This window comes from Luteimonas yanweni (assembly GCF_039548475.1).
Lineage (GTDB): Bacteria > Pseudomonadota > Gammaproteobacteria > Xanthomonadales > Xanthomonadaceae > Luteimonas.
In genome coordinates, this window is record NZ_JBCLVC010000012.1 from 31702 (window position 1) to 56036 (window position 24335).

19 protein-coding genes and 1 pseudogene are annotated in these 24335 nt (G+C 70.1%); 6 read left to right on the forward strand and 14 right to left on the reverse strand.

Features of this window, described 5'->3' with window-relative positions; genetic code table 11:
- Positions 1-69: 69 nt before the first annotated feature.
- Both hutI and WCE39_RS08335 read left to right on the forward strand, forming a co-directional pair.
- Positions 70-1299: an imidazolonepropionase gene (gene hutI / locus WCE39_RS08330; RefSeq protein ID WP_343276222.1), complete on the forward strand. Its 1230-nt coding sequence runs from the start codon at positions 70-72 to the stop codon at positions 1297-1299.
- 96 nt (positions 1300-1395) lie between these two features.
- Entirely contained in the window at positions 1396-2610 is a 1215-nt protein-coding gene (locus WCE39_RS08335; RefSeq protein WP_343276223.1) for a dipeptidase, read from the forward strand.
- A 78-nt stretch (positions 2611-2688) separates the two neighbouring features.
- On the opposite strand, the gene WCE39_RS08340 is transcribed toward WCE39_RS08335, so the two are convergent.
- Both WCE39_RS08340 and WCE39_RS08345 read right to left on the reverse strand, forming a co-directional pair.
- Positions 2689-2880, reverse strand: a complete 192-nt coding sequence (locus WCE39_RS08340) for a 30S ribosomal protein THX (protein WP_343276224.1) — start codon at positions 2878-2880, stop codon at positions 2689-2691.
- 77 nt (positions 2881-2957) lie between these two features.
- Positions 2958-3359: a MerC domain-containing protein gene (locus WCE39_RS08345; protein ID WP_343276225.1), complete on the reverse strand. Its 402-nt coding sequence runs from the start codon at positions 3357-3359 to the stop codon at positions 2958-2960.
- A gap of 70 nt (positions 3360-3429) precedes the next feature.
- Between WCE39_RS08345 and WCE39_RS08350 the strand changes: the two genes are divergently transcribed.
- A complete protein-coding gene (locus WCE39_RS08350; protein WP_343276226.1) occupies positions 3430-5640 on the forward strand; it encodes a TonB-dependent receptor in 2211 nt (736 codons plus the stop codon).
- A gap of 55 nt (positions 5641-5695) precedes the next feature.
- Here WCE39_RS08350 and WCE39_RS08355 read toward each other — a convergent pair whose 3' ends face one another.
- Together WCE39_RS08355 and gltX are read right to left on the reverse strand one after the other, a co-directional pair.
- Positions 5696-6184: a transcriptional repressor gene (locus tag WCE39_RS08355; protein WP_343276227.1), complete on the reverse strand. Its 489-nt coding sequence runs from the start codon at positions 6182-6184 to the stop codon at positions 5696-5698.
- Positions 6185-6350: 166 nt separating this feature from the next.
- Positions 6351-7751, reverse strand: coding sequence for a glutamate--tRNA ligase (gene gltX / locus WCE39_RS08360; RefSeq protein ID WP_343276228.1), 1401 nt, complete (start codon positions 7749-7751; stop codon positions 6351-6353).
- Positions 7752-7946: 195 nt separating this feature from the next.
- Here gltX and lpxH point away from each other — a divergent pair, with 195 nt between their 5' ends.
- On the forward strand, positions 7947-8699 hold the full coding sequence (lpxH, locus tag WCE39_RS08365) for a UDP-2,3-diacylglucosamine diphosphatase (RefSeq protein WP_343276229.1): 753 nt from the start codon (positions 7947-7949) through the stop codon (positions 8697-8699).
- A 173-nt stretch (positions 8700-8872) separates the two neighbouring features.
- On the opposite strand, the gene WCE39_RS08370 is transcribed toward lpxH, so the two are convergent.
- The 7 genes from WCE39_RS08370 to WCE39_RS08400 form a co-directional block, all read right to left on the reverse strand.
- Complete coding sequence (locus WCE39_RS08370) at positions 8873-9709, reverse strand: ferritin-like domain-containing protein (RefSeq protein WP_343276230.1); 837 nt, start codon at positions 9707-9709, stop codon at positions 8873-8875.
- A gap of 8 nt (positions 9710-9717) precedes the next feature.
- Positions 9718-11190: an amidophosphoribosyltransferase gene (gene purF, locus WCE39_RS08375; protein WP_343276231.1), complete on the reverse strand. Its 1473-nt coding sequence runs from the start codon at positions 11188-11190 to the stop codon at positions 9718-9720.
- Between the two features lie 81 nt (positions 11191-11271).
- Entirely contained in the window at positions 11272-12360 is a 1089-nt protein-coding gene (locus WCE39_RS08380; protein ID WP_343276232.1) for an SPOR domain-containing protein, read from the reverse strand.
- A gap of 29 nt (positions 12361-12389) precedes the next feature.
- Positions 12390-13691, reverse strand: a complete 1302-nt coding sequence (gene folC / locus WCE39_RS08385; protein ID WP_343276233.1) for a bifunctional tetrahydrofolate synthase/dihydrofolate synthase — start codon at positions 13689-13691, stop codon at positions 12390-12392.
- A gap of 3 nt (positions 13692-13694) precedes the next feature.
- Positions 13695-14339 carry a histidine phosphatase family protein gene (locus tag WCE39_RS08390; protein WP_343276234.1) on the reverse strand — a complete coding sequence of 215 codons (645 nt, stop codon included), beginning with the start codon at positions 14337-14339 and terminating at the stop codon, positions 13695-13697.
- A complete protein-coding gene (locus WCE39_RS08395) occupies positions 14336-16507 on the reverse strand; it encodes a S46 family peptidase (protein WP_343276235.1) in 2172 nt (723 codons plus the stop codon). The genes WCE39_RS08390 and WCE39_RS08395 overlap by 4 nt, the downstream gene beginning before the upstream one ends.
- 37 nt (positions 16508-16544) lie before the next feature.
- The gene (locus WCE39_RS08400; protein ID WP_343276236.1) at positions 16545-18746 is read right to left on the reverse strand and encodes a S46 family peptidase; all 2202 of its coding nucleotides are present in this window, start codon (positions 18744-18746) and stop codon (positions 16545-16547) included.
- Between the two features lie 159 nt (positions 18747-18905).
- On the opposite strand from WCE39_RS08400, the gene tdh reads away from it, so the two are divergent.
- Both tdh and kbl read left to right on the forward strand, forming a co-directional pair.
- Complete coding sequence (gene tdh / locus WCE39_RS08405) at positions 18906-19937, forward strand: L-threonine 3-dehydrogenase (protein ID WP_343276242.1); 1032 nt, start codon at positions 18906-18908, stop codon at positions 19935-19937.
- A 150-nt stretch (positions 19938-20087) separates the two neighbouring features.
- On the forward strand, positions 20088-21281 hold the full coding sequence (gene kbl, locus WCE39_RS08410; protein ID WP_449284002.1) for a glycine C-acetyltransferase: 1194 nt from the start codon (positions 20088-20090) through the stop codon (positions 21279-21281).
- A 144-nt stretch (positions 21282-21425) separates the two neighbouring features.
- Here kbl and WCE39_RS08415 read toward each other — a convergent pair.
- The 3 genes and pseudogenes from WCE39_RS08415 to WCE39_RS08425 form a co-directional block, all read right to left on the reverse strand.
- A pseudogene (locus WCE39_RS08415) lies at positions 21426-21929 on the reverse strand (hypothetical protein); the annotation flags it as partial.
- Between the two features lie 106 nt (positions 21930-22035).
- Positions 22036-23124 carry an OmpA family protein gene (locus tag WCE39_RS08420; protein WP_343276238.1) on the reverse strand — a complete coding sequence of 363 codons (1089 nt, stop codon included), beginning with the start codon at positions 23122-23124 and terminating at the stop codon, positions 22036-22038.
- 184 nt (positions 23125-23308) lie between these two features.
- A partial coding sequence (locus WCE39_RS08425; RefSeq protein WP_343276239.1) for an OmpA family protein occupies positions 23309-24335 on the reverse strand: 1027 nt, incomplete at its 5' end.

Sequence of the window (24335 nt, forward strand, 5' to 3'; positions counted from 1 at the left end):
GCGTCAATGCCAGCCGAGGTTCCGACATGACGTTCACTGCAGCCACCAGCCTCGTCCGGACGCCTGCCGATGGCCGCTGAGCGCTGGGACGGCCTGCTGGTCAACGCGCGCCTGGCCACGCTGGACGGGAATGGTCCCGACGCTTACGGCATGGTGGAAAACGGCGCTCTGGGCTGGCGCGACGGCCGGATCGTGTTTGCCGAAGCAGCCGATGCATTGCAGGGCCGCCCGGACGAGCTTGCCGACGTCGTGATCGACGGCGGCGGCGACCTCGTGACTCCCGGCCTGATCGATTGCCACACCCACATCGTGTTCGCCGGCGATCGCGCCGCCGAGTTCGAGCAGCGCCTGATGGGCGCCAGCTATGAAGACATCGCGCGCGCCGGCGGCGGTATCGTCTCCAGCGTGCGCGCCACCCGCGCCGCCGACGCGCAGGCGCTGCTGGCGCAGACACTGCCGCGCGCACGCGCGCTGGTCGCCGATGGCGTGACCACGCTGGAAGTGAAATCCGGCTACGGCCTGGACTTCGCCAACGAGCGCAAGATGCTGTGCGCCGCGCGCGAACTCGGCGACGCGCTCGGCATTGGCGTGCGCACCAGCTTCCTTGGCGCCCACGCGCTGCCGCCCGAGTACGCGGGCGATCCCGACGGCTACATCGACGCCGTCTGCGGCTGGCTGCCGCGGCTGCATGCCGAAGGCCTGGTGGATGCGGTGGACGCCTTCTGCGAACGCATCGGCTTCAGCAACGCGCAGACCCGGCGCGTGTTCGAGGCGGCGCGGGCGCTCGGCCTGCCGGTGAAGCTGCACGCCGACCAGCTCAGCGACGGCGAAGGCGCAGCACTGGTGGCGGAATTCGGTGGCCTGTCCGCCGACCACGTCGAACACAGCTCCGAGGCCGGCGTACGCGCGATGGCGGCCGCCGGCACCGTGGCGGTGCTGTTGCCGGGCGCCTTCCACGTGCTGCGCGAAACGACCCTGCCGCCGATCGACGCCTTCCGCGCCCACGGCGTGCGGATGGCGGTGGCCACGGACTGCAATCCCGGAACGTCGCCCCTGCTGTCGCTGCGCCAGGCCATGCAGCTGGCCTGCACCCATTTCCGCCTGACGCCCGCCGAAGCACTGCGCGGCGCGACAGTGCACGCCGCGCGCGCGCTCGGACTCGACGACCGCGGCATGCTGCGCGCCGACATGCGGGCCGACTTCGTGCGCTGGCGCGTGCGCGAGCCGGCGGCGCTGTGCTATTGGCTGGGCGGGGATCTGGCCGTGTCCGTCCATTCCGGCGGCCGCAGCGTGGCCTGATCGCGAAACCATGAAATACCGCCCACGGAAGCCGCACGCCTTTGTGGGAGCGGCTACAGCCGCGAAAGATCCTTCCGCCCGACAAGGAGCCTCCCGATGCCCCAAAGCCCACGCCGCCATGCACTCGCCTTCGCCCTGGCCCTGGCCCTCCCGCTCACCGCGCTGGCCCAGGCCACCGATGCCGCGCGCGCCCTGGCCGCCGACGCCGTCATCGTCGACACGCACATCGACGCGCCCGGCGTGCTGGTTTCCAGCTGGGCCGACCTCGGCCAGGCCGCGCCCGACCGCGAGTTCGACTACCCGCGCGCGCGCGAAGGCGGCCTGGACGTCGCCTTCATGTCGATCTACACCTCCGCGCGCCAGGACGAGTCCGGCAGCGCCTGGCAGGCGGCCAACATCCAGATCGACGCGGTGGAGGCCCTGGTCGCGCGCCACCCGGACCGCTTCGCCCTGTTGACCTCCCCGGGCGATGTCGAGCGCCTGCGCGCCGGTGGCCGCGTGCTGTTGCCGCTGGGACTCGAGAACGGTGCGCCGCTGGGCGAAGACCTCGCGCAGCTCGCCTTCTTCCGCGACCGCGGGGTGAGCTACATCACCCTGGCGCACAGTGGAAACAACCGCATCTCCGATTCCTCCTACACGGTGGAGAAGCGCTGGAACGGCCTGAGCCCCTTTGGACATGAAGTGGTGCGGGAAATGAACCGGCTCGGGATCATGGTCGATGTCTCGCACCTGTCCGACGACGCCGTGCGCCAGGCGATCGAGCTCAGCAGCGTGCCGGTGATCGCCAGCCATTCCGCGCTGCGCCACTTCACCCCGGACTTCGAGCGCAACCTCAGCGACGAGCTGGCCAAGGCCATCGCGGCGAAGGGCGGCGTCGTGCAGATTCCGTTCGGCACCGCGTTCGTCAATCCGACTGCCGCGGCCAATACCCGCGACTGGTTCCGTGAATCGCTCGCATTCGACCGGCGCAGCGCCGCGGCCGTGGCCGCCGGCGAACCGGCGCTTGACCGCAAGGCCTTCGAAGCGCAGTGGGAGCTGGACCATCCAAAGGTGGAGGCCCCGATCAGCGACGTGCTCGACCAGATCGACTACGCGGTCAAGCTGATCGGCGTCGACCACGTCGGCATTGGCTCCGACTTCGACGGCGTCGACGGCGAGCTGCCCGAAGGCCTGCGCACCGTGGCCGACTTCCCCAACTTCATCGCCGGGCTGCAGGCACGGGGGCATTCGGACGAGGACATCCGCAAGATCCTGGGCGGCAACCTGCTGCGTGTGTGGGCGGAGATCGAGGCGGGAGCGGCGGCGCGCTGATCGCCGCCCGGCAAGGCCCCTGAAACGACGAAGCCCCGCGTCTCGCGGGGCTTCGTGCATCAACGCCGGCGCAGGACCTCAGTCCTTGGCCACCGTCTTCTTGGCCACGACCTTCTTCGCCGGGGCCTTGGCCACGCTCTTGGCAGCGGCCTTCTTCGCGACCGGCGCCGCGGTCGAGCCGGTCGCCTTCGAGGTGGCCTGGCTGCGGGCGTTGCCGTAGCTGGAGTTGTAGCGCTTGCCCTTGGCCGTCTTGCGGTCGCCCTTGCCCATCTGATGCTCCTGGTAGTCCGTTTGTCAGGCGCGCCCTTGCACGCCACAGGGCGCGCATCCTAGCACGGGCGCGGGTTTCACGGCGTCGCGCGGGCGGCGGCGGCGTGGGTCAGGCGCAGGTTCAGCAGGTGCGCGCCGGCGATCATCAGGCCGCCCAGGGTCATCACCGCCGCATGCACCATGCCATGGTCATGCAGCGGGCTGAACGCCCCCAGCCAGACCAGCGCCAGGCCCGGCACCAGCAGCGCCCATGCCCGGAACGCGCGGTGACGCCGGAAGCCGATGGCCAGCGTGGTGGCGCCCAGCAGCGTGGCGAATACCGTGACCGCCTGGTCGATGTCCACCCAGCCGCCCACCGACAGCCCGAACGTGGGCAGCACGGCCAGCGCCAGCGGCAGCAGTGCGCAGTGCAGCGCGCACAGGAAGGACGCCGCGAAGCCGACCCGGTCCGCTCGATTGAGGTTGCATGAAGTGGCCATGACTTTCGTGGGGCTGGCGTCGGAATTGAAACAGTATAACATTTCATTCGAATTCACCACACCGGCCCCAATGACCACGAATACACGCAACTCCCGCGCCATTGCTCACTGCCCCGGCGTACTCGCCACCGCGATCCTGCTGGTCATGGCCCTGCCCGCAACGGCGCAGGACGCGCCCCGGGAAGAGGCCGGCCACGAGCACGGCGTGACCGAACTCGACACGATCAGGGTCCGCGCCAACCCCATCGCCCGCACCGCCGAAGACCTTGCCCGGCCCGTGGCCGTCCTTGCCGGCGAGCGCCTTGACGATGCAAAGGCCAACTCCATCGGCGAAACCGTCGCGCGCCTGCCCGGCGTCCAGTCGTCCTTCTTCGGCGCCGGCGTCGGCCGCCCGATCATCCGCGGCATGGAAGGCGCGCGCGTGCAGGTGCTCAGTGACGGGCTTGCCGCCGGCGACGTGTCGACGGTCAGCGTCGATCACGCGGTGAGCATCGAGCCCTTCCTGGCCAACCAGATCGAAGTGCTGAAGGGCCCGGCCAGCCTGCTGTACGGCAACGGCGCCATCGGCGGCGCGGTCAACGTGGTCGATGGCCGCATTCCGGAAACCGCCACGTCACGGCCGCTCGAGGGTCGTGCCGAGCTGCGCGCCGGCAGCGTCAACGACGAGCGCACCGGCATGCTTCGCCTGGATGGCACTTCGGCCTCGGGGCGGCTGGTGTTCCATGTCGACGCGCTGCACCGGGAGACGGGTGACGTCGACATTCCCGGCCATGCGGAAAGCGCCGCCCTGCGTGCTGAGCACGAACACGACGACCTCGGCGACGACGACGCGCGCGGCACGCTGCCCAACAGCTTCGTGCGCACGGACAGCGGCGCCCTGGGCCTGTCCTGGGTCGGCGACCGCGGTTTCATCGGTGTCGGCCAGAGCCTGTTCAACACACGCTACGGCGTGCCCGGCCATGTCCATGCCGAAGAGGACGACGGCCACGGGCACGGCGGGGATCATGACCACGACCACGACGCCGAAGGCCATGGCGGCGTCCACATCGTGATGGACCAGCGCCGCACCGAACTACGCGGCGGGCTCGACGACGTCGGCCCCTTCCAGAGCCTGCGCGCGAGGATCGCGCACACCGACTACACCCACACCGAATACGAGGGCGACGAGGTCGGCACCGTGTTCGACAACGAAACCATCGAGGGCCGGCTTGAGCTCGCGCACCGGCCCCTCGGCGGCTGGGAAGGCGCCTTCGGCCTGCAGTGGTCGCAGCGCGACTTCGCCGCGGCGGGCGCCGAAGCCTTCGTGCCCGACTCCGAATCGCGCGACGCCGGCATGTTCTGGATCGGCGAACGGGACTTCGGTCCTGCCAGCCTCGAACTCGGCCTGCGCCACGACCGCAACGGCATCGACATCGCGGCCGACGCCGGGCATTCGCGGGACTTCAGCACGACCAGCCTGTCGCTGGCGTCGCGCTGGGACCTGACGCCGGACGTGCACGCGTCCTTCGGCCTGGACCGTGCGCAGCGCTCGCCCACCGCCGAGGAGCTGTATTCCAGCGGCATGCACGTGGCGACGCAGAGCCACGAATTCGGCGATTCGGCCCTGGACGTCGAGACCGCCAACCGCGCCGAGGTCGGCCTGCACTGGCACCGCGGCCCGCTGCGCGTGGGCGCGGCGCTCTACCACGTGCGCTACGACGACTTCATCTACCTGGCCGATACCGGGATCGTCGACGGCGGCCTGCCGGTGCGGGCCTGGACCCAGGCTGACGCGCGCTTCAGCGGCGGTGAACTGGACGCGGAATGGACCTTCATCGACAACGACAGCGGCGCGTGGACCCTGAGCGCCTTCGCCGACGTGGTGCGCGGGCGGCTTGCCGGCCAGGGGACGCGCACGATCGAAGTGTCGGTGCCCCACGGAGACCACGCGCACGACTACGTGGCCGAGCTGGCGCTCAAAGGCGACCTGCCCCGGATCGCGCCCGCGCGCATCGGCGCCGACCTGCGCTGGACCGGCAACCAGTGGCGCGCGGGCATCGGCGCGGTTCGCTATGCGCGGCAGGACGACGTGGCCGCGTTCGAGGACGCCACGCAGGGCCACACGCTGGTGCACGCGAACCTGGCCTGGCACATGGACACCGCCAGCGGCAACGCGGTCGAACTGTTCGTCAACGGCACCAACCTGCTCGACAGGGAGGCCCGGGTGCACACCTCGTTCCTCAAGGACCTGGCGCCGATGGCCGGCCGGGGCGCGAGCGCCGGCGTGCGCGTGCTGTTCTAGCGGTCAGGCGCCCGCTTGCGGCGTCGTGCTCGATCGCGCGGCGTCGCCTGGCGGCCTAGTCCTTCCCTGCGCAGTCGGCGCAGGTGCCATGCACTTCGAGCGTCTGCGCACGCGGGCGGAAACCGAGCCCACGCGCGCGATCGTCGAGCGCGGCGACGATCTTGCTGTCCTCGAGCTCGACCGCCGAATGGCAGCTGTCGCAGATCAGGAACGGCACCGAATGCTGCGCGGTGCTCGGGTGGTGGCAGGCGACGAAGGCGTTGACCGACTGCAGTTTGTGGATGAAGCCGTTGGCGAGCAGGAAGTCCAGCGCGCGGTAGACCGTAGGTGGCCCGGCGGCCCCGGGACCCTTGCCTTCGCGCACGCGGTCGAGCAGGTCGTAGGCTTTGATCGGCTGTTCGGTCTCCGCGATCAGGCCCAGCACGTGCGCGCGGATCGGCGTCAGCCGCAGGCCGCGCTCGCGGCAGGCGCGCTCGACCGCGGCCACGAAGGCCGGGGCGTCGTGGACGTGGTGCTTGGGATCGGTGCAGGCATGCGCTGGCATGCAGCGATGATGGTGCCGAACAGGCAGGGACTCAAGCCGCCCTGCCCGCTGCCATCACCGACTGCCATGCGCATATGTGGGAGCCGCTATAGCGGCGATCGCTCCGCGGTGGAGCGGCGCAAGAGCATCGCGGCCATGGCCGCTCCCACAAGGGCTCCCACAGGGCTTACCCGGGAATGAGTTCGACCGCGGCATCGATGCGTTCGAGGGCCTGGTCGCGGCCGGCGAGGTAGACGGTGTGTGCGATGTCCGGGCTGACCTGGGTGCCGGTGATCGCCACGCGCAGCGGCTGCGCAACCTTGCCCATGCCCAGGCCAAGCGTTTCCGCGGTGGCCTGCAGGGCTCCGGCGATCGCTTCGACGTTCCATTCCGCGAGCGCGGCCATGCGGTGGCGCGCCTCGGCCAGCGGCGCCTTCGCCTCGGACTTCAGGTGCTTGGCCACGGCCTTGTCGTCGTAATCCGTGAGCGGCTGGTACCAGACCGCGGCGCGTTCAGCCATGTCCTTCAGCGTCTGCACGCGGTCGCGCAGGGCCAGTACGACGTCGGCCGGGGCGGGGCCGGCGGCGAGGTCGTAACCGGCCTCGCGCAGGTGCCATTCGAGGTGCCTCGCGACGTCCGCAGGCGCGTCGTCCTTCAGGTACTGCTGGTTCAGCCAGCCCAGCTTCGCCATGTCCAGGCGCGCGGCCTTTGCGTTGACGTCCTTGAGGTCGAACAGCGACCTCATCTCCTCGATCGAGAAGATCTCCTGGTCGCCGTGCGACCAGCCCAGGCGCACCAGGTAGTTGAGCAGCGCGTGCGGCAGGTAGCCGGCATCGCGGTACTGCATGACGTCCGCCGCGCCGGTGCGCTTGGACAGCTTGGCGCCCTGCTCGTCGAGGATCATCGGCAGGTGCGAGAACGACGGCACATCAGCGCCCAGCGCGCGATAGATGTTGATCTGCCGCGGGGTGTTGTTGACGTGGTCGTCGCCGCGGACGACGTCGGTGATGCCCATGTCCAGGTCGTCGACCACGACGGCGAAGTTGTAGGTCGGGTAGCCGTCGGGACGGAAGATGACGAGGTCGTCGAGCTCGGCGTTGCTGATCTCGATGCGGCCCTTGACCTTGTCCTCCCAGGCCACCACGCCGTCGAGCGGATTCTTCAGGCGGATCACACGGTCGGGATCGTCGCGGTACGGCGCACCCTGGTCGCGGTAGGCGCCGTTGTAGCGCGGCTTGTCGCCCTTGGCCATCGCCGCCTCGCGCATGGCGTCGAGCTCGTCCTTCGACTCGTAGGCGTAGTAGGCCTGGCCCGCCGCGACGAGCTGTTCGGCCACTTCGCGATAGCGCTCCACGCGCGAGGTCTGGTAGATCGGGCCTTCGTCATAGTCCAGGCCGAGCCATGCCATCGCTTCGAGGATGGCGTCGATTGCCGCCTGGGTGCTGCGCTCGCGATCGGTGTCCTCGATGCGCAGGATGAAGCTGCCGCCGCGGCGGCGCGCCTCCAGCCAGCAGTACAGCGCGGTGCGGGCGCCGCCGATGTGCAGGTAGCCGGTGGGGCTGGGGGCGAAGCGGGTGCGGACGGTCATGGCGGGTCGATGCGGGCAGGGCCGTGCATTTTAGCCCGGCGGCCGGACCGGGCGGGCCGCAGACGCACGGCGGGCAGATCGCCGCCGCGACCGGCCTCTCCTCCGCTGCCGTGCGGCGCGAATGGCGCATGGGCGGCGCCTGGCTGCGCCGCGAACTTGGAGCGGACTGAAGCCGCGGCGCACTACAATCGCTCCATGGCCACCCTTTTTGTTTCCGACCTGCACCTCCACCCCGCGCGCCCGGACATCACCCGCCTGTTCGGCGAGTTCCTCGACGGCGAGGCGCGCAGGGCCGACGCGCTCTACATCCTCGGTGACCTGTTCGAATCCTGGGTCGGGGACGATGATCCGTCGCAGGTCGGCGCGCTCGTAGCGGACCGGCTCGCAGCGCTCGCTGCATCGGGCGTGCCGGTGCATTTCATGCACGGCAACCGCGACTTCCTGCTGGGTGCCGATTACGCACGGCGGGCGGGAATGGTGCTGCTGGAGGATCCGACCGTCGTCGACCTGCACGGACGGCACGCGCTGCTGATGCACGGCGACACGCTGTGCACCGACGACGTGGCCTACCAGCAGTTCAGGATGCAGACGCGCGACCCGGCGTGGCAAGCGCAGTTCCTCGCGCAACCGCTGGAGGCCAGGCTCGCATTCGCCCACCAGGCGCGCGCCGCCAGCCAGGCGCGCCAGGGCGAGCTGCGTGACGCCGGCACCATGGAAACCATCACCGACGTCGCACCCGACGCCGTCGATGCCGCGTTCCGTACGCATGGCGTGGACCTGCTGATCCACGGGCACACCCACCGTCCTGCAGTGCACACGCACACGGTGGCTGGCCGCGCCCAAACCCGCGTGGTGCTGGGCGACTGGTACGAGCAGGGTTCGGTGCTGCGCGTGGACGCTGCAGGCCTGGCGCTGCAGGCGCTGGCAACGTCCCGGCTCGCACCCTAGCGTGGCTGCGGCGTGGTTCCAGGGGCGGCTGCAGGGACGAGGTCAGGAACGGTTGCACGAAACGGCCTGGGAGCGGCTGTAGCCGCAAGCCGCCAGAGGAGTTGCCAGGACGCCGACCACGGCTATAGCCGCTCCCACGATTCCGTCCGGGCGCGGCAGCGGGGCGCCCTGCGTCAGTTTGCGAGCTGCTGCAGCGCCGCCAGCTCGTCCTCGCTGAAACCCGCCGCGCTGCGCGCATCCACATTGAACGGACCGTGCAGCACGGCGCGCGCGTACTCCGCCAACAGTTCGCGAAACCGCGGCTCCGGCTCGACGCCCGCACGTTCGCAGCACCAGCGGAACCATCGGCTGCCAGCGGCCACGTGGGCGACTTCCTCGCGCAGGATCACCTCGAGGATTTCGACGGTGGCCTCGTCGCCCAGCGCGCGCAGCTTCACGATCATCCCCGGCGTCACGTCCAGGCCGCGCGCCTCGAGCACGCGCGGCACCAGCGCCATGCGCGCCAGCACATCGTGCGCTGTCTTCTCCGCCATCTCCCACAGCCCGTTGTGGGCGTCGAAGTCGCCATAGTCGAAACCCATCGCCTGCAGCCGCGTACGCAGCATGGTGAAGTGCCGGGCCTCGTCGTCGGCCACCATCACCCAGTCGGCGTAGTACTGCGCCGGCATGCCGCGGAACCGGTAGACCGCGTCCCAGCCGAGGTCGATGGCGTTGAACTCGATGTGGGCGATGGCGTGGATGAAGGCGGCGCGGCCTTCGTCGCTGCCGAAGCCGCGTCGCGGCAGTTCGCGTGGATGCACCAGGCGCGGCCGCGGCGGCCGGCCGGGCATGCGGATCGGCTCCGGCCCGGACGCGCAGGCATCGCTCCCATCTCCGCTACCGGATCCGCTGCCGGTGTCGATGACAATCTCGCCGCGCCGGAACGCCGCGGCCGCGGCGTGCGTGGCCGCGACCTTGTCCTCGGGTGACGCCGCGGCAAGGCAGTCGTCCGCGGCGTCGAACAGCGACATCGCCACGCTCAGGCGCCGACGCGGCGCTTCTTCTTCGCCTCGTCCGACCTGGCCATGCGCAGCGTCTCCAGGTAGCCCGGCTCGATCCCGGTCACGTACTCGCCGCTGAAGCAGGAGCTGTCGAACTTCCTGCCGGGGAACTTGTGCCCGGCCACAGCGGCTTCGAGGTCGGCCAGGTCCTGGTAGATCAGCCAGTCACAGCCCAATACCGCTTCGATCTCCTTCTCGCTGCGGCCGTTGGCCACCAGCTCGTCCACCGAGGGCATGTCGATGCCGTAGACGTTGGGATGCCGCACCGGCGGCGCCGCCGACGCCAGGTAGACCTTGCGCGCACCGGCGTCGCGCGCCATCTGCACGATCTGTTTGGAGGTGGTGCCGCGCACGATCGAATCGTCGACCAGCAGCACCACCCGGTTGCGGAATTCGAGCGGAATCGGGTTGAGCTTGCGCTTCACCGACTTCACCCGTTCGCCCTGCCCCGGCATGATGAAGGTGCGGCCGACATAGCGGTTCTTGACGAAGCCCTCGCGGTATTTCACGCCCAGCGCATTGGCGATCTCCATCGCCGAATCGCGCGAGGTGTCCGGGATCGGGATCACCACGTCGATGTCGTGGTCGGGCCGCTCGCGCAGGATCTTCTCGCCCAGCGTCACGCCCATGCGCATCCGCGCCTTGTGCACCGAGATGTTCTCGATCATCGAGTCCGGGCGCGCGAAGTAGACGTACTCGAAGATGCAAGGCGCGTGCTCGCCCGCTTCCACGCACTGGCGCGCGTGCAGCTCGCCGTTCGCGGTGATGACGATGCCTTCGCCCGGCTCGACGTCGCGCACGCGCTCGAAGCCGAGGATGTCCAGCGCCACAGACTCCGATGCCACCGCGTACTCGGTGCCGGCCCCGGTCTCGCGCCTGCCAAGTACCAGCGGGCGGATGCCGTTTGGGTCGCGGAATGCGACCAGCCCCAGGCCCAGCACCAGGGCGACGCCGGCATAGCCGCCGCGCGCACGCCGGTGCAGGCCTTCGACCGCCTTCAGCGCCGCTTCGGGCGTGAGCGCGCGCTCGCGGTCGAGCTCGTGCGCGAACACATTGAGCAGCACCTCGGAGTCGGACTCGGTATTGACGTTGCGGCGGTCGGTCTCGAACACCTCGCGGCGCAGCGCATCGGTGTTGATCAGGTTGCCGTTGTGGGCGAGCGCGATGCCATAGGGCGAATTGACGTAGAACGGCTGCGCTTCGTCATGGCCCTCGCTGCCGGCGGTGGGATAGCGGCAGTGGCCGATGCCGACGCGGCCCTGGAGCAGCGCCATCGACGCATCGTCGAACACATCGCGCACCAGGCCGTTGCCCTTGTGCACGCGCAGCCGCGTGCCGTAGCCCGTGGCGATGCCGGCGGCGTCCTGCCCGCGGTGCTGCAACACCGTCAGGCCGTCGTACAGCGCGGGTGCGACTTCAGTGGTTCCGACGATGCCGACAATGCCGCACATGGGGATGGGTCCTGCGTGTGTCTGGAGTGGAAAGGCGGGTTTGGGCAAGACGGCGCTGGCCGCGCAGCTTCGCGAGCGCGGCTATGGATGCGAGCGCACGAGACCGTCGATGTTGAAGCTCGATTTCACGCGTGCCTTGAGCTGGTCGGCTTCGCCGCGCGTGACCACCGGACCGGCCTTGACCCGGGTCAGCGTGCCCTTGTCGGTCTGCACGGTGTCGGTGAAGGCACCGATGCCCGCGGCGCGCAGCCGGTCGCGCAGCGCGTTGGCCTCGCTGGCGTTGTTATAGGCGCCAAGCTGCACGGCGAAACCGGTGCCGGCCGCAGCCGTTGAGGCGGGTGTGCGAGCCGCAGCCGGGGGTGCGGCCGCTGGAGCCGCCGGCCTCGATGCCGCCGCGCTGCTGCCGGACGCGGCCGTGTCCAGCGCGACCACCGCGGCAGTGGCGCGCGAGTCGATGCTGCCGGCGCGCACGCGCGCGGATTCCGCATCGGCGCGCGAAGCGTAGGGACCGATGCGCACCCGCCAGGCGTCGCGATCTCGCACGCGGGTTTCTTCCACGTAGGCCGGGAGGTTGGACTGGCGCAGGCGGTTGACGACGGTGCCTGCATCGGCGCGCGAGCCGTAGGCGCCGAAGTTCACCGCGTAGTCGCCGCCGGCGGTGGCCGCAGGCAGGCGCGCGGGAGCCGCCGCAGGTTCGGGCTTCGGAGGTTCGGGCCTCGCCGGCGCAGGAGCTTCGGGTTCGGGCTCGGCCGCCGCGACCGGGCGCTGTGGCGCGAGAGGCTCGGGGTCCGCGACGGGGCGCTCCTGCACCGGCAGCGGGGCCTCCACATCGGCCGCGTCGCCGTCCGCCAGCGGGACCACGTCCACGTCGGATGCGAGGTCGGCCGCGTCCTCCAGGCGCGCGTCGCCTTGCGGCGCTGCGGTGGCGGTGTCCACGGTTGCCAGGCTGCCGTCACCGGCCAGCAGGCCGGCACTGGTCGTGGCGCTGGGCACCACCAGCGGCAGGTCCCGGGTGACGTAGTCGCCCGAGGGCGCGTCCGGGACGTGCAGCGAAAGATCGGACACGCCGCTGTCGGGGGCGGGACCCTGCACCAGCATCGGCAGGAAGATCACGGCCAGCGCAATCAGTACCGCGGCGCCGATCAGGCGCTGTTTCAGTCCGGAGTCCATGGGGGCTCGAGGCAACGGGGGCCGCTGAATTATACGGCCCCGTCCGGCTCCGCTTCTGAATCCCCGGCAGCGAGCCACGCGAGCGCCGCGCCGGCGACGTGGAACGAGCCGAAGGCGATCACGCGCCCATCCGGCCGGGCGTCCTCCAGGGCCGCCGCCAGGCCCGTGGGCACGTCGGCGTGGCGCCGGCCGCTCGCCGCCGTGGTTCCGGCCAGGGCGTCTGCCAGGGCATCGGCATCACGGCCGCGGCCGCCGGCCCCGGCGAGGCCCGCAAGGTGCCAGGCGTCCACGCAGGGCGCGATCGCCGCGACCACGCCGGCGGCGTCCTTGTCGGCCAGCGCGCCGTACACGGCCACCGTGCGCATGGCCGGCGCCCCGCGCAGCCATTCGGCCAGCGCGCGCGCCGCCTGCGGGTTGTGGCCGACATCCACCAGCACCTCCACGCCCCCACGCGCGAAGCGCTGCAGGCGCCCCGGAACGTGTGCGGTTGCCACGCCGCCCGCCCAGGCGCCGTCGTCGATCTCGACGTCCAGCGCGCGCAGCGCGGCGATCGCGGCGGCGGCGTTGCGCAGCTGCGCCGGCGCAGCCATGCGCGGCCGCGGCAGCGCCAGTTCAAACCCGGGCTCGCGCCACCACCAGCCGTCGCCGGCGTCGTCCGGCCCGAAGCGGTAATCGCTGCCGGCGCGGATCGCGGAGGCACCGATGGCATAGGCGTGGCCCAGCACGCTCGACGGCGGGTCGTCCTCGCCGAGCACCAGCGGCGTCCACGGCCGCGCGATGCCCACCTTTTCGGTGCCGATGGCCTCGCGGTCGGCGCCAAGCCAGTCCTGGTGGTCGAGGTCGACGGTGGTGACCACCGCGACGTCGGGGTCGACCAGGTTCACCGCGTCCAGGCGCCCGCCCAGCCCGACCTCGAGCACCGCGAGGTCGAGCCCTGCGCGTTCGAACAGCCACAGCGCGGCAAGCGTGCCGTACTCGAAATACGTCAGCGTGGTCGCGCCGCGCGCGGCCTCGACCGCTTCGAACGCCGCCACCAGGCCGGCATCGTCCACGTCCTCGCCATCGATGCGCACGCGCTCGTTGTAGGCCAGCAGGTGCGGCGAGGTGTAGGCGCCCACGCGCAGCCCGGCGGCCGCGGCGATGGCCTCGATGAAGGCCACCGTCGAGCCCTTTCCGTTGCTGCCGGCGACGGTTGCCACGAGGCGCGCCGGCCGGCCGAGTCCCATGCGCGCGGCCACGTCGCGCACGCGATCAAGGCCGAGGTCGACCTCGCGCGGATGCCGGCCCTCGATGTCACGGAGCCAGTCCTGCAGGCTGCGCGCTGCGGCCATGGTTCAGAGCGCCCGGTGCACCGCTTCGCCGAACAGCAGGGTGTGGTGCGCGCAGTCGTTCATGCGCACCACGTCCAGGTGCCCGACATCGGGTCCTTCCAGAAGGTTGAGCGTGGCCGGCGCCTGGCGGAAGGTCCACAGCCGGAACAGCGGCAGGCCCAGCACCCGGCACAGCAGCACGCGGTTGACCGCGTCGTGTGACACCACCAGCAGGGTGTCTTCCGGACCCAGGCCTTCACAGGCCTTCGCGAACGCCGGCCAGGCACGCTCAAGCACCTGCTTCAGTGACTCGCCACCCGGCATCTGCACCTTGTCCGGCGTATCGCGCCAGGCAGCCAGGCGCTCCGGGTCGACTTCACGGATCTCGCTGGCAAGCTTGCCCTCCCAGCTGCCGTGGGCGATCTCCATCAGCCCCTGGTCGACCTCGAGCATGTCCGCGCGCGCCTCGCCCAGCGCCAGCCGCGCCGTGTCGTACGCACGCGACAGCGGCGAGGCCACGGCGCGGTCGATGCGCACGTCGTGCAGGCGCTCGCCCAGGCGCAGCGCCTGCTTTGCGCCGGTATCGGAGAGCGGGATGTCCTCCTGCCCCTGGTAGCGGCCGGCGCGGTTCCACTCGGTCTCGCCATGGCGCGCGAGCAGGATCCTCAACGCTTCGGCTCCAGCCCCAGCTCGGCCAGCACGCGCGGCGCCGGGTAGACCTCCTGCATGATCCAGCGCATGTAGCGCTGGTCGACCGAGATCATGCGCGTCATCACCGGGTCGAACACCCAGTTCGACGCCACCGACTCCCAGTTGCCGTCGAAGGCGAGGCCGACCAGCTTGCCCTGCGCGTCGAGCACCGGCGAGCCGGAGTTGCCGCCGGTGATGTCGAGGTCGGCGAGGAAGTTCACCGGCACCGACTTCAGGCGGCGATCCTGCAGGCCGCCGTACCGCTTCGCGGCCACGGCATCGAGCAGCGCCTTCGGCGCATCGAACGGATCGACGCCGGTGTCCTTGGCCGGGATCTCCTCGAGCACGGTGAACGGCTTCTGCGGCGTGCCGTCGAGCTTGGTGTAGGGCTTGACGTTGCCGAAGGTGATGCGCAGCGAAGAGTTGGCGTCCGGATAGACGAACTCGCCCTTGCTGGCCTTGTAGTCGGCCACCGCCTGCAGGTAGACCGGGCGCGCCAGCAGCGCGTCGCCGGCGCGCGCCTTGCGCTCGGCTTCCTGCGCCAGCAGCGTGGGCATGACCGCCACTGCGTAGCGGATCGCGGGATCCTTGCTGGATTCGTACGCCGTGCGGTCGGCCTTCAGCCACTTCAGGCGGGTCGCGGTGCTGTCGGCAAGCTCGCTGCGCCCCAGGCGATCGAGCGCGGCGTCGATGGCCTTGTCGTTGCTTCCGCCCAGCCAGGCGTCAACGGCCTCGAGGCGCTGCGCGTCCGGCAGCTTGACGTACTGGTCCAGCCAGTAACGCTGCAGGCCGCGGTCCATCTCCGGCACGTAGCGACGCTCCATCTGGCGCACGGCGCCCTCGATCGTGGGCAGGTCGCGCTCCTGGTAGCCCTGCTCGCGGTCGGCGTCGGGCTTCTCGCGCTCGATCGCCAGGCGGTAGCCGCGGATCGCGGTCGACAGCACCCCGGTGCCGTTGAACTGGCCGAACACCAGGTCGCGCTCGCGGGTGGCGCGGCTGGCCTCGTTGAGCTCGAGGATGCGCGCGTAGGCGTCGAGCACGGCCTGGCCGGCTTCGCCCTCCTCCCGCGCCCATGCCAGCACTTCGGCCTCCTGGCGCTCCTTGGTGGCCATCGCCTTGGTGCGCTCGAAGCCGGCGAGCTGGCTGTCGTAGTTCTTGTAGACGTTTTCCCAGCCGCGCATGGTGCTGGCGTACTTCACTTCGATGTCGGGGTTCGCCTTGCCGGCCTCTGCGACCATCTTCTGCAGCGCCTTGTAGTGGCGGACCACGGTCGGGTACTGCCAGTCCTGCGTGTCCTTGAACTCGCTGGCCAGCGCGTAGCGCGCGGTTCGGCCGGGATAGCCGGCGACCATCACGAAGTCGCCCTCGCCCAGTGGTTTGTCGGCGAACTCCAGCCAGCGCTTCGGCTGGTAGGGCACGTTGTCTTCGGCGAACGCGGCCGGCTTGCCGTCCTTGCCGACGTAGGCGCGGTAGAAGGCGAAGTCGCCGGTGTGGCGCGGCCACATCCAGTTGTCGGTTTCGCCGCCGTAGGCGCCTACGCTGCCCTGCGGCGCGTAGACCAGGCGCACGTCGCTGATCTCGAGGTTCTTGAACAGGCGGTAGGTGTTGCCACCGGCAAAGCTGTACAGGCGGCAGCGGTAACCTTCGTCGGCCTCGCAGCCGGCGACGAGCGACTTCTCGATCGCGTCGAGCGCATTGGTGCGGCCGATCGCATCGGGCGCCGCGGACACGGCGGCCTGCACCTTGGCGGTCACGTCCTCGATCGACTCCAGCGCGAAGATGCGCGAGTTCGGGCCGGCGCTGATCTCGTCGCCGATCGCCGCGGCGTAGAAGCCGTCGCGCATGAGGTTGTTCTCGGGCGTGGAGTTGAGCTGGATCGCGCCATAGGCGCAGTGGTGGTTGGTCGCCACCAGGCCCTGCGGCGAGACGAAGCTCGCGGTGCAGCCGCCCAGCGAGACCACGGCACCGAGCGGGTCCCCGGTCAGGTCGGCAAGCTGTTCGGGCTTGAGCTTGAGTCCTGCCTTCTTCAGCGGCTTGGCGATCTCGGGGAGCTGCTGCGGCACCCACATGCCTTCGCCGGAGTGGGCGGGACTGGCGGCAGCGGCCGCGAAGGCCGCGACGGCGGCGGCGAGAAGGGTCTTGCCCATAGGTTCGGTGTCCTGGACGGGTTGGATGGTTCGGAGTTTAACGGCCGCCGGCGGCGGCGGGAGCCTGCCGGTCGGCCTGGTCGAGCGGCAGCCCCATCTCGCGCAGCAGCTGCGGCGCGGGATAGACGCGGGCCATGATCCACCGCATGTAGCGGGCGTCGACGTGGATCGCGCGCTTGTAGCGCGGGTCGAACTTCCAGCTGGCGCTGACCGCCTCCCAGTTGCTGTCGAAGTTCAGGCCGATCAGGCGGCCGCGCGCGTCCATCACCGGCGAGCCGGAGTTGCCGCCGGTGGTGTCGAGGTTGGTGAGCAGGTTCACGGTCTGGGTGCCGAGGCCGGGATCGACGGTGGCGCCGAAGTCGCGGCGGGCGATGGCATCGAGCAGCGGCTGCGGCGCGTCAAAGGGCGCCACGCCGGTGTGCTTCTCGACGATGCCTTCGACCGTGGTCAGCGGCGACCAGCTGACCGCATCGCGCGGCTGCAGGCCCTGGATGCGGCCGTGGCTCACGCGCAGGGTGGAGTTGGCATCCGGGTAGACCGCCCTGCCCTCGCTGCGGGCGTGGCCGATCATGCCGCGCATATAGGCCGGGCGCAGGCGCAGCAGCTCGCCGGCGCGGGCCTTGGCCTCGCCCTCGAAGCGCAGGTCGGCCTGCTGCAGGGTCGCGGCGGCCTGCATGAGCGGATCGGTGGCGGCCTGGACCTCGGCCGGGGCGGCGGCGAACAGGCGCAGGCGCTCGGCTTCGTCGGCCAGGGCGGCACCGGTGTACAGGCGTTCCAGGCGCGACGCGATCGTCGCTGCGTCGGTACCGAAGACGGCATCGACCTCGGGCACGCGCTGCTCCGCCGGCAGCGCGGCATGGCGGCCCAGCAGCTCGGCCAGGATCGCGCGCTCCACTGCCGGCGCGTAGCGGCGCTGGGCCTGGCGCAGGGCGGCTTCGATCCGGGCCTCGTCGCGCAGCTGGTAGCCGCTTTCGCGCTCGGCGTCGGGCTTGCCGCGCTCAAGCGCCAGGCGCTGCAGCCGCATCGCGCCGCCCAGCAGCTGGGTCTGGGCCTGCATCAGGCCGAACAGCTGGTCGCGCTCGCGCGTGGCCCGGGCGGAGGCGATCACCGCGGCCGCGGCTTCGATGTCGGCCCGCGTCGCGGCGGCATCGGGCTGGCCGGACAGCCACTTCGCCATCGCCGCCTCTTCCGCGCGGCGGCCGGCGACGGCATCGCTGCGGCGCAGGCCGTCGAGCTCACCCCGGGCCCGCTTGAGCGTGTTCTTGAGACTCGCCACCTGGGCGGCATAGCGCACTTCGGCATCGGCATCGCCCGCGCTGCCGCGCTCCACCGCACCCAGCAGCGCGGTCATCAGCTCCACGCGCGAGGGAAGCTGCCATTCGACCTGGTCGGCGAACTCGGCCGCGGTGCGATGGCGGAAGGTGCGGCCGGGATAGCCGGCCAACATGGCGAAGTCGCCCTCGGCCAGCGGATCGGTCGAGACCGTCAGCCAGGCGGCGGGCTTGAACGGCACGTTGTCCGGCGAATACGCCGCGGGCTTGCCGTCCGGCCCGACGTAGGCGCGGTAGAAGGTGAAGTCGCCGCTGTGGCGCGGCCACATGAAGTTGTCGATCTCGTCGCCGTAGCTGCCGATCGCGTCCGGCGGCGCGTACACCAGGCGCACGTCGCGGATCTCGAGCTGGCGCACCAGGTCGAAATCGGTGCCGTAATACATGTCGACCACGCTGCAGCGGTAGCCGGGCTCCTCGGCCTCGCACTGGGCCACGGCGGCCTTGGACGCGGCCTCGACGGCGTCGTGGTAGGCGCGGCCGGTCCTGCCGCGGGCATCGGCAAGGATGCGGTCGGTGATGCGCTCGAAGCGGTCGGTCACCAGCACCCGCGCGCCCGGGCCCGCCGACACTTCGTCGGCCGTCGTCGCGGCGTTGAAGCCGTTGGCGATCAGGTTGTTCTCAGGCGTCGAATTCAGCTGGATCGCACCATGCGCGCAGTGATGGTTTGTGACCACCAGGCCCTGCGGCGACACGAAGCTCGCCGTGCAGCCGCCCAGCGAGACCACGGCGCTCATCGGCGGCTTCGACAGGTCGGACAGGTCGTTCGGGTCGCCCTGGAAGCCGGACGCGCGCATTGCGGATTCGATCTCCGGCAGCTGGGAGGGCAGCCACATCCCCTCGTCGGCCAGGGCGGCGGTGGGCAGCAGCAGGGCGGCGGCGAGGGCCGTGGCGATGGAGCTCAGGCGCATGGGATTCCCGGTGGGCTGGACAGCCCGCGACCATAGGCCGGCGCGGCGACCGGGTGCAAATGCCGCCGGTCACGACCCGGGTGGCACGCCCCCGCGGCGGTACAATGGGCCTTTCGACCATCGACCGGCCCAACCATGTCGCAGTCCCAGCAATCCACCATCCCCGCCACCATGAAGGCGCTGGTCAAGCGCGAGCTTGCCCGCGGCATCTGGATGGAAGAGGTTCCGGTGCCGGAACCCGGCCCGAACGAGGTCCTGATCCGCCTCGAAAAGACCGCGATCTGCGGCACCGACCTGCACATCTACCTCTGGGACGAGTGGGCGCAGCGCACCATCCCGCAGGGCCTGGTCATCGGCCACGAGTTCGTGGGCCGCGTGGTGAAGCTGGGTCCTGGCGCGACCGGCTACGAGATCGGCCAGCGCGTGTCCGCAGAAGGCCACATCGTTTGCGGCCAGTGCCGCAACTGCCGCGCCGGCCGCCAGCACCTGTGTCCGAACACGGTTGGCATCGGCGTCAACCGCAACGGCGCCTTCGCCGAGTACATCGTGATGCCGGCCAGCAACCTGTGGCCGATCCCGGACCAGATCCCGTCGGAGCTGGCCGCATTCTTCGACCCCTACGGCAACGCCGCGCACTGCGCGCTGGAGTTCGACGTGGTCGGCGAGGACGTGCTGATCACCGGCGCCGGCCCGATCGGCGTGATGGCCGCGGGCATCTGCAAGCACATCGGCGCGCGCAACGTGGTGGTCACCGACGTCAACGACTTCCGCCTGAAGCTGGCCGCCGACATGGGCGCCACGCGGGTGGTCAACGTCAGCAAGACCTCGGTGAAGGACGTCATGGCCGAGCTGCACATGGACGGCTTCGACGTGGGCCTGGAGATGAGCGGCAACCCGGCGGCCTTCAACGACATGCTCGACTGCATGTACCACGGCGGCAAGGTCGCACTCCTCGGCCTGCTGCCCAAGGGCGCGGGCATCGACTGGGACCGGGTGATCTTCAAGGGCCTCACCCTGCACGGCATCTATGGCCGGCGCATGTACGAGACCTGGTACAAGATGACCCAGCTGGTGCTGTCGGGCTTCCCGCTGCACAAGGTGCTGAGCCACCAGCTGCCCGCCGACGAGTTCCAGAAGGGCTTCGACCTGATGGAAAGCGGCAAGTCGGGCAAGGTGGTCCTGAGCTGGTAGCCGGCGGTCGTCCGTCCCGGCGGGCAGGTGGAGCCGCCGCGGCGCGACACGCCGTGAATACGCCCATGTAGGCTCATCGGCGGCTTCCATGCCGCCGAAGGTCGCGCCGCAGCGGCGCCATCTGCCTCCCCAACCATCGAGGAGTGTCCTGTGTCCCTCACCACACGCTACAGCGAGACCCTTGCCGAAATCCGCGAGGCCGGCCTGTTCAAGGCAGAACGCATCATCACCAGCCCGCAGTCGGCCGAGATCGAACTTGCCGACGGCCGCAGGGTGCTGAACTTCTGCGCCAACAACTACCTCGGCCTTGCCGACCATCCGGACGTGATCGCCGCCGCGCGGGATGCACTGGACACCCACGGCTTCGGCATGGCCTCGGTGCGCTTCATCTGCGGCACCCAGGACCTGCACAAGGAGTTGGAGCGGACGATTTCGGACTTCTTCGGCAAGGAGGACACGATCCTCTATGCCGCCTGCTTCGACGCCAACGGCGGCCTGTTCGAGCCGCTGCTGGGAGAAGGCGACGCGATCATCAGCGACTCGCTCAACCACGCTTCGATCATCGACGGCGTGCGCCTGTGCAAGGCGAAGCGCTACCGCTACGCCAACTGCGACATGGGCGAGCTCGAAGCGCAGCTCAAGCAGGCGAAGGCCGACGGCGCGCGCACGATCATGATCACCACCGACGGCGTGTTCTCGATGGACGGCTTCATCGCGCCGCTGGACGAGATCACCGCGCTGGCCGGGAAGTACGGCGCGCTGGTGCACATCGACGAATGCCACGCCACCGGCTTCATCGGCGCCACCGGCCGCGGCTCGGCCGAGGTCAAGGGCGTGCTGGAAAAGATCGACATCATCACCGGCACGCTGGGCAAGGCGATGGGCGGCGCGCTGGGCGGCTTCACCACGGCCAAGGCCGAGGTGATCGAGCTGCTGCGCCAGCGCTCGCGGCCCTACCTGTTCTCGAACTCGCTGCCGCCGCACGTGGTGGCCGCGGGCACGAAGGCCTTCCAGATGCTCGACGCCGCCGGCGAACTGCGCGAGCGGCTGGCGGAGAACACGGCGTACTTCCGCGAACGCATGACCGCGGTCGGCTTCGACATCAAGCCCGGCACGCATCCGATCAGCCCGGTGATGCTGTACGACGCGCCGCTGGCGCAGCGCTTCGCCGAGCGCCTGCTCGAGGAAGGCATCTACGCGATCGGGTTCTTCTTCCCGGTGGTGCCGCAGGGCCAGGCGCGCATCCGCACGCAGCTGTCGGCCGCACACACGCGCGAGCACCTGGACCGGGCCATCGACGCCTTTACCCGCATCGGGCGCGAGCTGGGCGTCATCAAGGACTGATGCGCGACACCGCGGCGCAGCTTCGCCGCGGGCCGCCATGCCGCAAAGGGGTCAGCGCGGCTCGGAGCCGTCGTCCGCCGGAACCTGTGCAGGCTGGGTTTCCTTTGCCGCTGCTTCGACAGGTGCGGTCCCGGGAGGCACGCCCGGGACCGTCGGCAGCGCATCGCCGGCCGGGGCGGCCACGGCGCCCGCCGCCGGCACGGGAGCCCGGCCGCGAGCGATCCGGACGCCGCGCGTCTTCATCCAGGCATCGAACTCGTCGGCGGTCATCTGCCGGCCGTTCTGGTTCATGTCGAAACGCCAGGGCGTGTTGTCGAATTCGGTCTTGGGCTTGTAGGCACCGGGGTCGTTCGGATCCGCCACGCTCGCGGGCGCTGCGATCGCCACGTTGCGGCAGCCTTCGATTCGCCGGCGCAGCAGCACTTCGTCCACCGTCTGTGATTCGTCGTACGCATGCCCCAGCACGCCGCTGTTGGCGCCGAGCATGTACGAGGGCGCGGCCAGTTCGGTCGCCAGCGGCGCAAGCACCGTGACGCGCTGCGAGGCCACGCCCGCGCTCGGCAGGCTGCCGCAGTCGATCGCCGCCAGGGCCATTCCAGGAACCAGGAGTCCCGTTGCCGCCACACCCATCAACGCTGACCGCTTCATTGCTCTTGCCCCGCTTCGTCGTGCACAGGGCGAGAGTCTAGCAGCCTCCAGACGCACGAAGCCCGGCACTGGGCCGGGCTTCGTGGTGTCACCTGTAGCGACGTCCTCAGTTCTGGACGTTCAGCTCCGTGCGGCGGTTGCGCGCGCGGCCGTCCGGGTTGTCCGAACCGTCGTCATTGGTGTTCGGCGCGATCGGGCGGCTCTCGCCGTAACCGGTCGGACCCACCATCCGCGACGAGTCGATGCCGTTCGAGGCCAGGTAGTCGTACACCGCGGTCGCGCGGCGCTCCGACAGCGACTGGTTGTACGCGTCGGTGCCCTTCGAGTCGGTGTGGCCTGCTACTTCGACCTTCAGCTCCGGGTAGCGCTTCAGGATCTCGATCGCCTCGTTGAGGATCGACACCGCGTCGGGACGCAGGGTCGACTTGTCGAAGTCGAAGTTCACGCCCTTCAGGTCGATCGACACCGGCACCGGGCAGCCGTCCGGACCGATCGTCTGGCCGGGCTGCGAATCCGGGCAGCGGTCGTCGCAGTCGTTCACGCCGTCACCGTCGCTGTCCATGTCCGCGCAGCTCGGGGCCACCGGCGCCGGGGCCACCGGGGCGGTCGGCTCCGGACCCAGCGGGATCACCACGCCAACCGAAGCCAGCACGTCGCCGAACCAGTCCTCGCTCGGGGCGCTGACGCTGGTGTCGTCGAAGTCGGCACGGTAGGCCAGCTCGGTGCGGATCTTCACGCGGCCCACGCCGCCCTGCGCACCCACGCCGACCTTGGCGGCGAAGTTGCCGTCCTCGCGCTGGCCCGGCGACATCGTGCTCGGGAACGCGTCGTACTCTTCTTCCGAACGCTGGTAGCCCACGCCCATCAGCACGTACGGGGCCCAGTTGCGACCCTCGGCCATGAAGTGGCGGCGCAGGTCGAGCGAGATGCCGTACTGGCTCCAGTTCAGGTCCTGGTTCGCGTCATTGTTCGGGTTCTGGTAGTTCAGCTCCGCGTCCAGTGACCACTCCGGGGCGATGAACTTGCCCACGCCAAGCGTCGCGAACGGCGCGTCGCGCGTACCGCGATCGTTGTCCTGCAGGTTGAAGCCGGCACCACCGGTCAGATACCAGCGATCGTCGAATTCCTGGGCGGAAGCGACCTGCGAGAAAACCAGGCCTGCCAACAGGGCAGTGCTCAAGACGCGAATTTTCATTAGTTACTCCTAACCAGTCAGGAATGAATCGGGGGAAGGCGGTGGGCATGGGGGGACTGGCCACCCGGCCGCCCAACCTGCCAGTCGCGGCGCAATCATACACAATTCAGGTAGATGTTAACCATGCATTAAAACGAAGCCCGGCACTGGGCCGGGCTTCGTGGTGTCACCTGTAGCGACGTCCTCAGTTCTGGACGTTCAGCTCCGTGCGGCGGTTGCGCGCGCGGCCGTCCGGGTTGTCCGAACCGTCGTCATTGGTGTTCGGCGCGATCGGGCGGCTCTCGCCGTAACCGGTCGGACCCACCATCCGCGACGAGTCGATGCCGTTCGAGGCCAGGTAGTCGTACACCGCGGTCGCGCGGCGCTCCGACAGCGACTGGTTGTACGCGTCGGTGCCCTTCGAGTCGGTGTGGCCTGCTACTTCGACCTTCAGCTCCGGGTAGCGCTTCAGGATCTCGATCGCCTCGTTGAGGATCGACACCGCGTCGGGACGCAGGGTCGACTTGTCGAAGTCGAAGTTCACGCCCTTCAGGTCGATCGACACCGGCACCGGGCAGCCGTCCGGACCGATCGTCTGGCCGGGCTGCGAATCCGGGCAGCGGTCGTCGCAGTCGTTCACGCCGTCACCGTCGCTGTCCATGTCCGCGCAGCTCGGGGCCACCGGCGCCGGGGCCACCGGGGCGGTCGGCTCCGGACCCAGCGGGATCACCACGCCAACCGAAGCCAGCACGTCGCCGAACCAGTCCTCGCTCGGGGCGCTGACGCTGGTGTCGTCGAAGTCGGCACGGTAGGCCAGCTCGGTGCGGATCTTCACGCGGCCCACGCCGCCCTGCGCACCCACGCCGACCTTGGCGGCGAAGTTGCCGTCCTCGCGCTGGCCCGGCGACATCGTGCTCGGGAACGCGTCGTACTCTTCTTCCGAACGCTGGTAGCCCACGCCCATCAGCACGTACGGGGCCCAGTTGCGACCCTCGGCCATGAAGTGGCGGCGCAGGTCGAGCGAGATGCCGTACTGGCTCCAGTTCAGGTCCTGGTTCGCGTCATTGTTCGGGTTCTGGTAGTTCAGCTCCGCGTCCAGTGACCACTCCGGGGCGATGAACTTGCCCACGCCAAGCGTCGCGAACGGCGCGTCGCGCGTACCGCGATCGTTGTCCTGCAGGTTGAAGCCGGCACCACCGGTCAGATACCAGCGATCGTCGAATTCCTGGGCG

What these genes read in the sequence shown, in the direction of transcription:
- hutI (WP_343276222.1), top strand. Translation starts at nt 70, where the DNA reads ATGGCCGCTGAGCGCTGGGACGGCCTGCTGGTCAACGCGCGCCTGGCC.
- WCE39_RS08350 (WP_343276226.1), top strand. Translation starts at nt 3,430, where the DNA reads ATGACCACGAATACACGCAACTCCCGCGCCATTGCTCACTGCCCCGGC.
- WCE39_RS08335 (WP_343276223.1), top strand. Translation starts at nt 1,396, where the DNA reads ATGCCCCAAAGCCCACGCCGCCATGCACTCGCCTTCGCCCTGGCCCTG.
- gltX (WP_343276228.1), bottom strand. Translation starts at nt 7,751, where the DNA reads ATGACCGTCCGCACCCGCTTCGCCCCCAGCCCCACCGGCTACCTGCAC.
- WCE39_RS08420 (WP_343276238.1), bottom strand. Translation starts at nt 23,124, where the DNA reads ATGAAAATTCGCGTCTTGAGCACTGCCCTGTTGGCAGGCCTGGTTTTC.
- WCE39_RS08340 (WP_343276224.1), bottom strand. Translation starts at nt 2,880, where the DNA reads ATGGGCAAGGGCGACCGCAAGACGGCCAAGGGCAAGCGCTACAACTCC.
- folC (WP_343276233.1), bottom strand. Translation starts at nt 13,691, where the DNA reads ATGGCCGCAGCGCGCAGCCTGCAGGACTGGCTCCGTGACATCGAGGGC.
- WCE39_RS08370 (WP_343276230.1), bottom strand. Translation starts at nt 9,709, where the DNA reads ATGTCGCTGTTCGACGCCGCGGACGACTGCCTTGCCGCGGCGTCACCC.
- WCE39_RS08355 (WP_343276227.1), bottom strand. Translation starts at nt 6,184, where the DNA reads ATGCCAGCGCATGCCTGCACCGATCCCAAGCACCACGTCCACGACGCC.
- lpxH (WP_343276229.1), top strand. Translation starts at nt 7,947, where the DNA reads ATGGCCACCCTTTTTGTTTCCGACCTGCACCTCCACCCCGCGCGCCCG.
- WCE39_RS08395 (WP_343276235.1), bottom strand. Translation starts at nt 16,507, where the DNA reads ATGGGCAAGACCCTTCTCGCCGCCGCCGTCGCGGCCTTCGCGGCCGCT.
- purF (WP_343276231.1), bottom strand. Translation starts at nt 11,190, where the DNA reads ATGTGCGGCATTGTCGGCATCGTCGGAACCACTGAAGTCGCACCCGCG.
- WCE39_RS08380 (WP_343276232.1), bottom strand. Translation starts at nt 12,360, where the DNA reads ATGGACTCCGGACTGAAACAGCGCCTGATCGGCGCCGCGGTACTGATT.
- WCE39_RS08345 (WP_343276225.1), bottom strand. Translation starts at nt 3,359, where the DNA reads ATGGCCACTTCATGCAACCTCAATCGAGCGGACCGGGTCGGCTTCGCG.
- WCE39_RS08400 (WP_343276236.1), bottom strand. Translation starts at nt 18,746, where the DNA reads ATGCGCCTGAGCTCCATCGCCACGGCCCTCGCCGCCGCCCTGCTGCTG.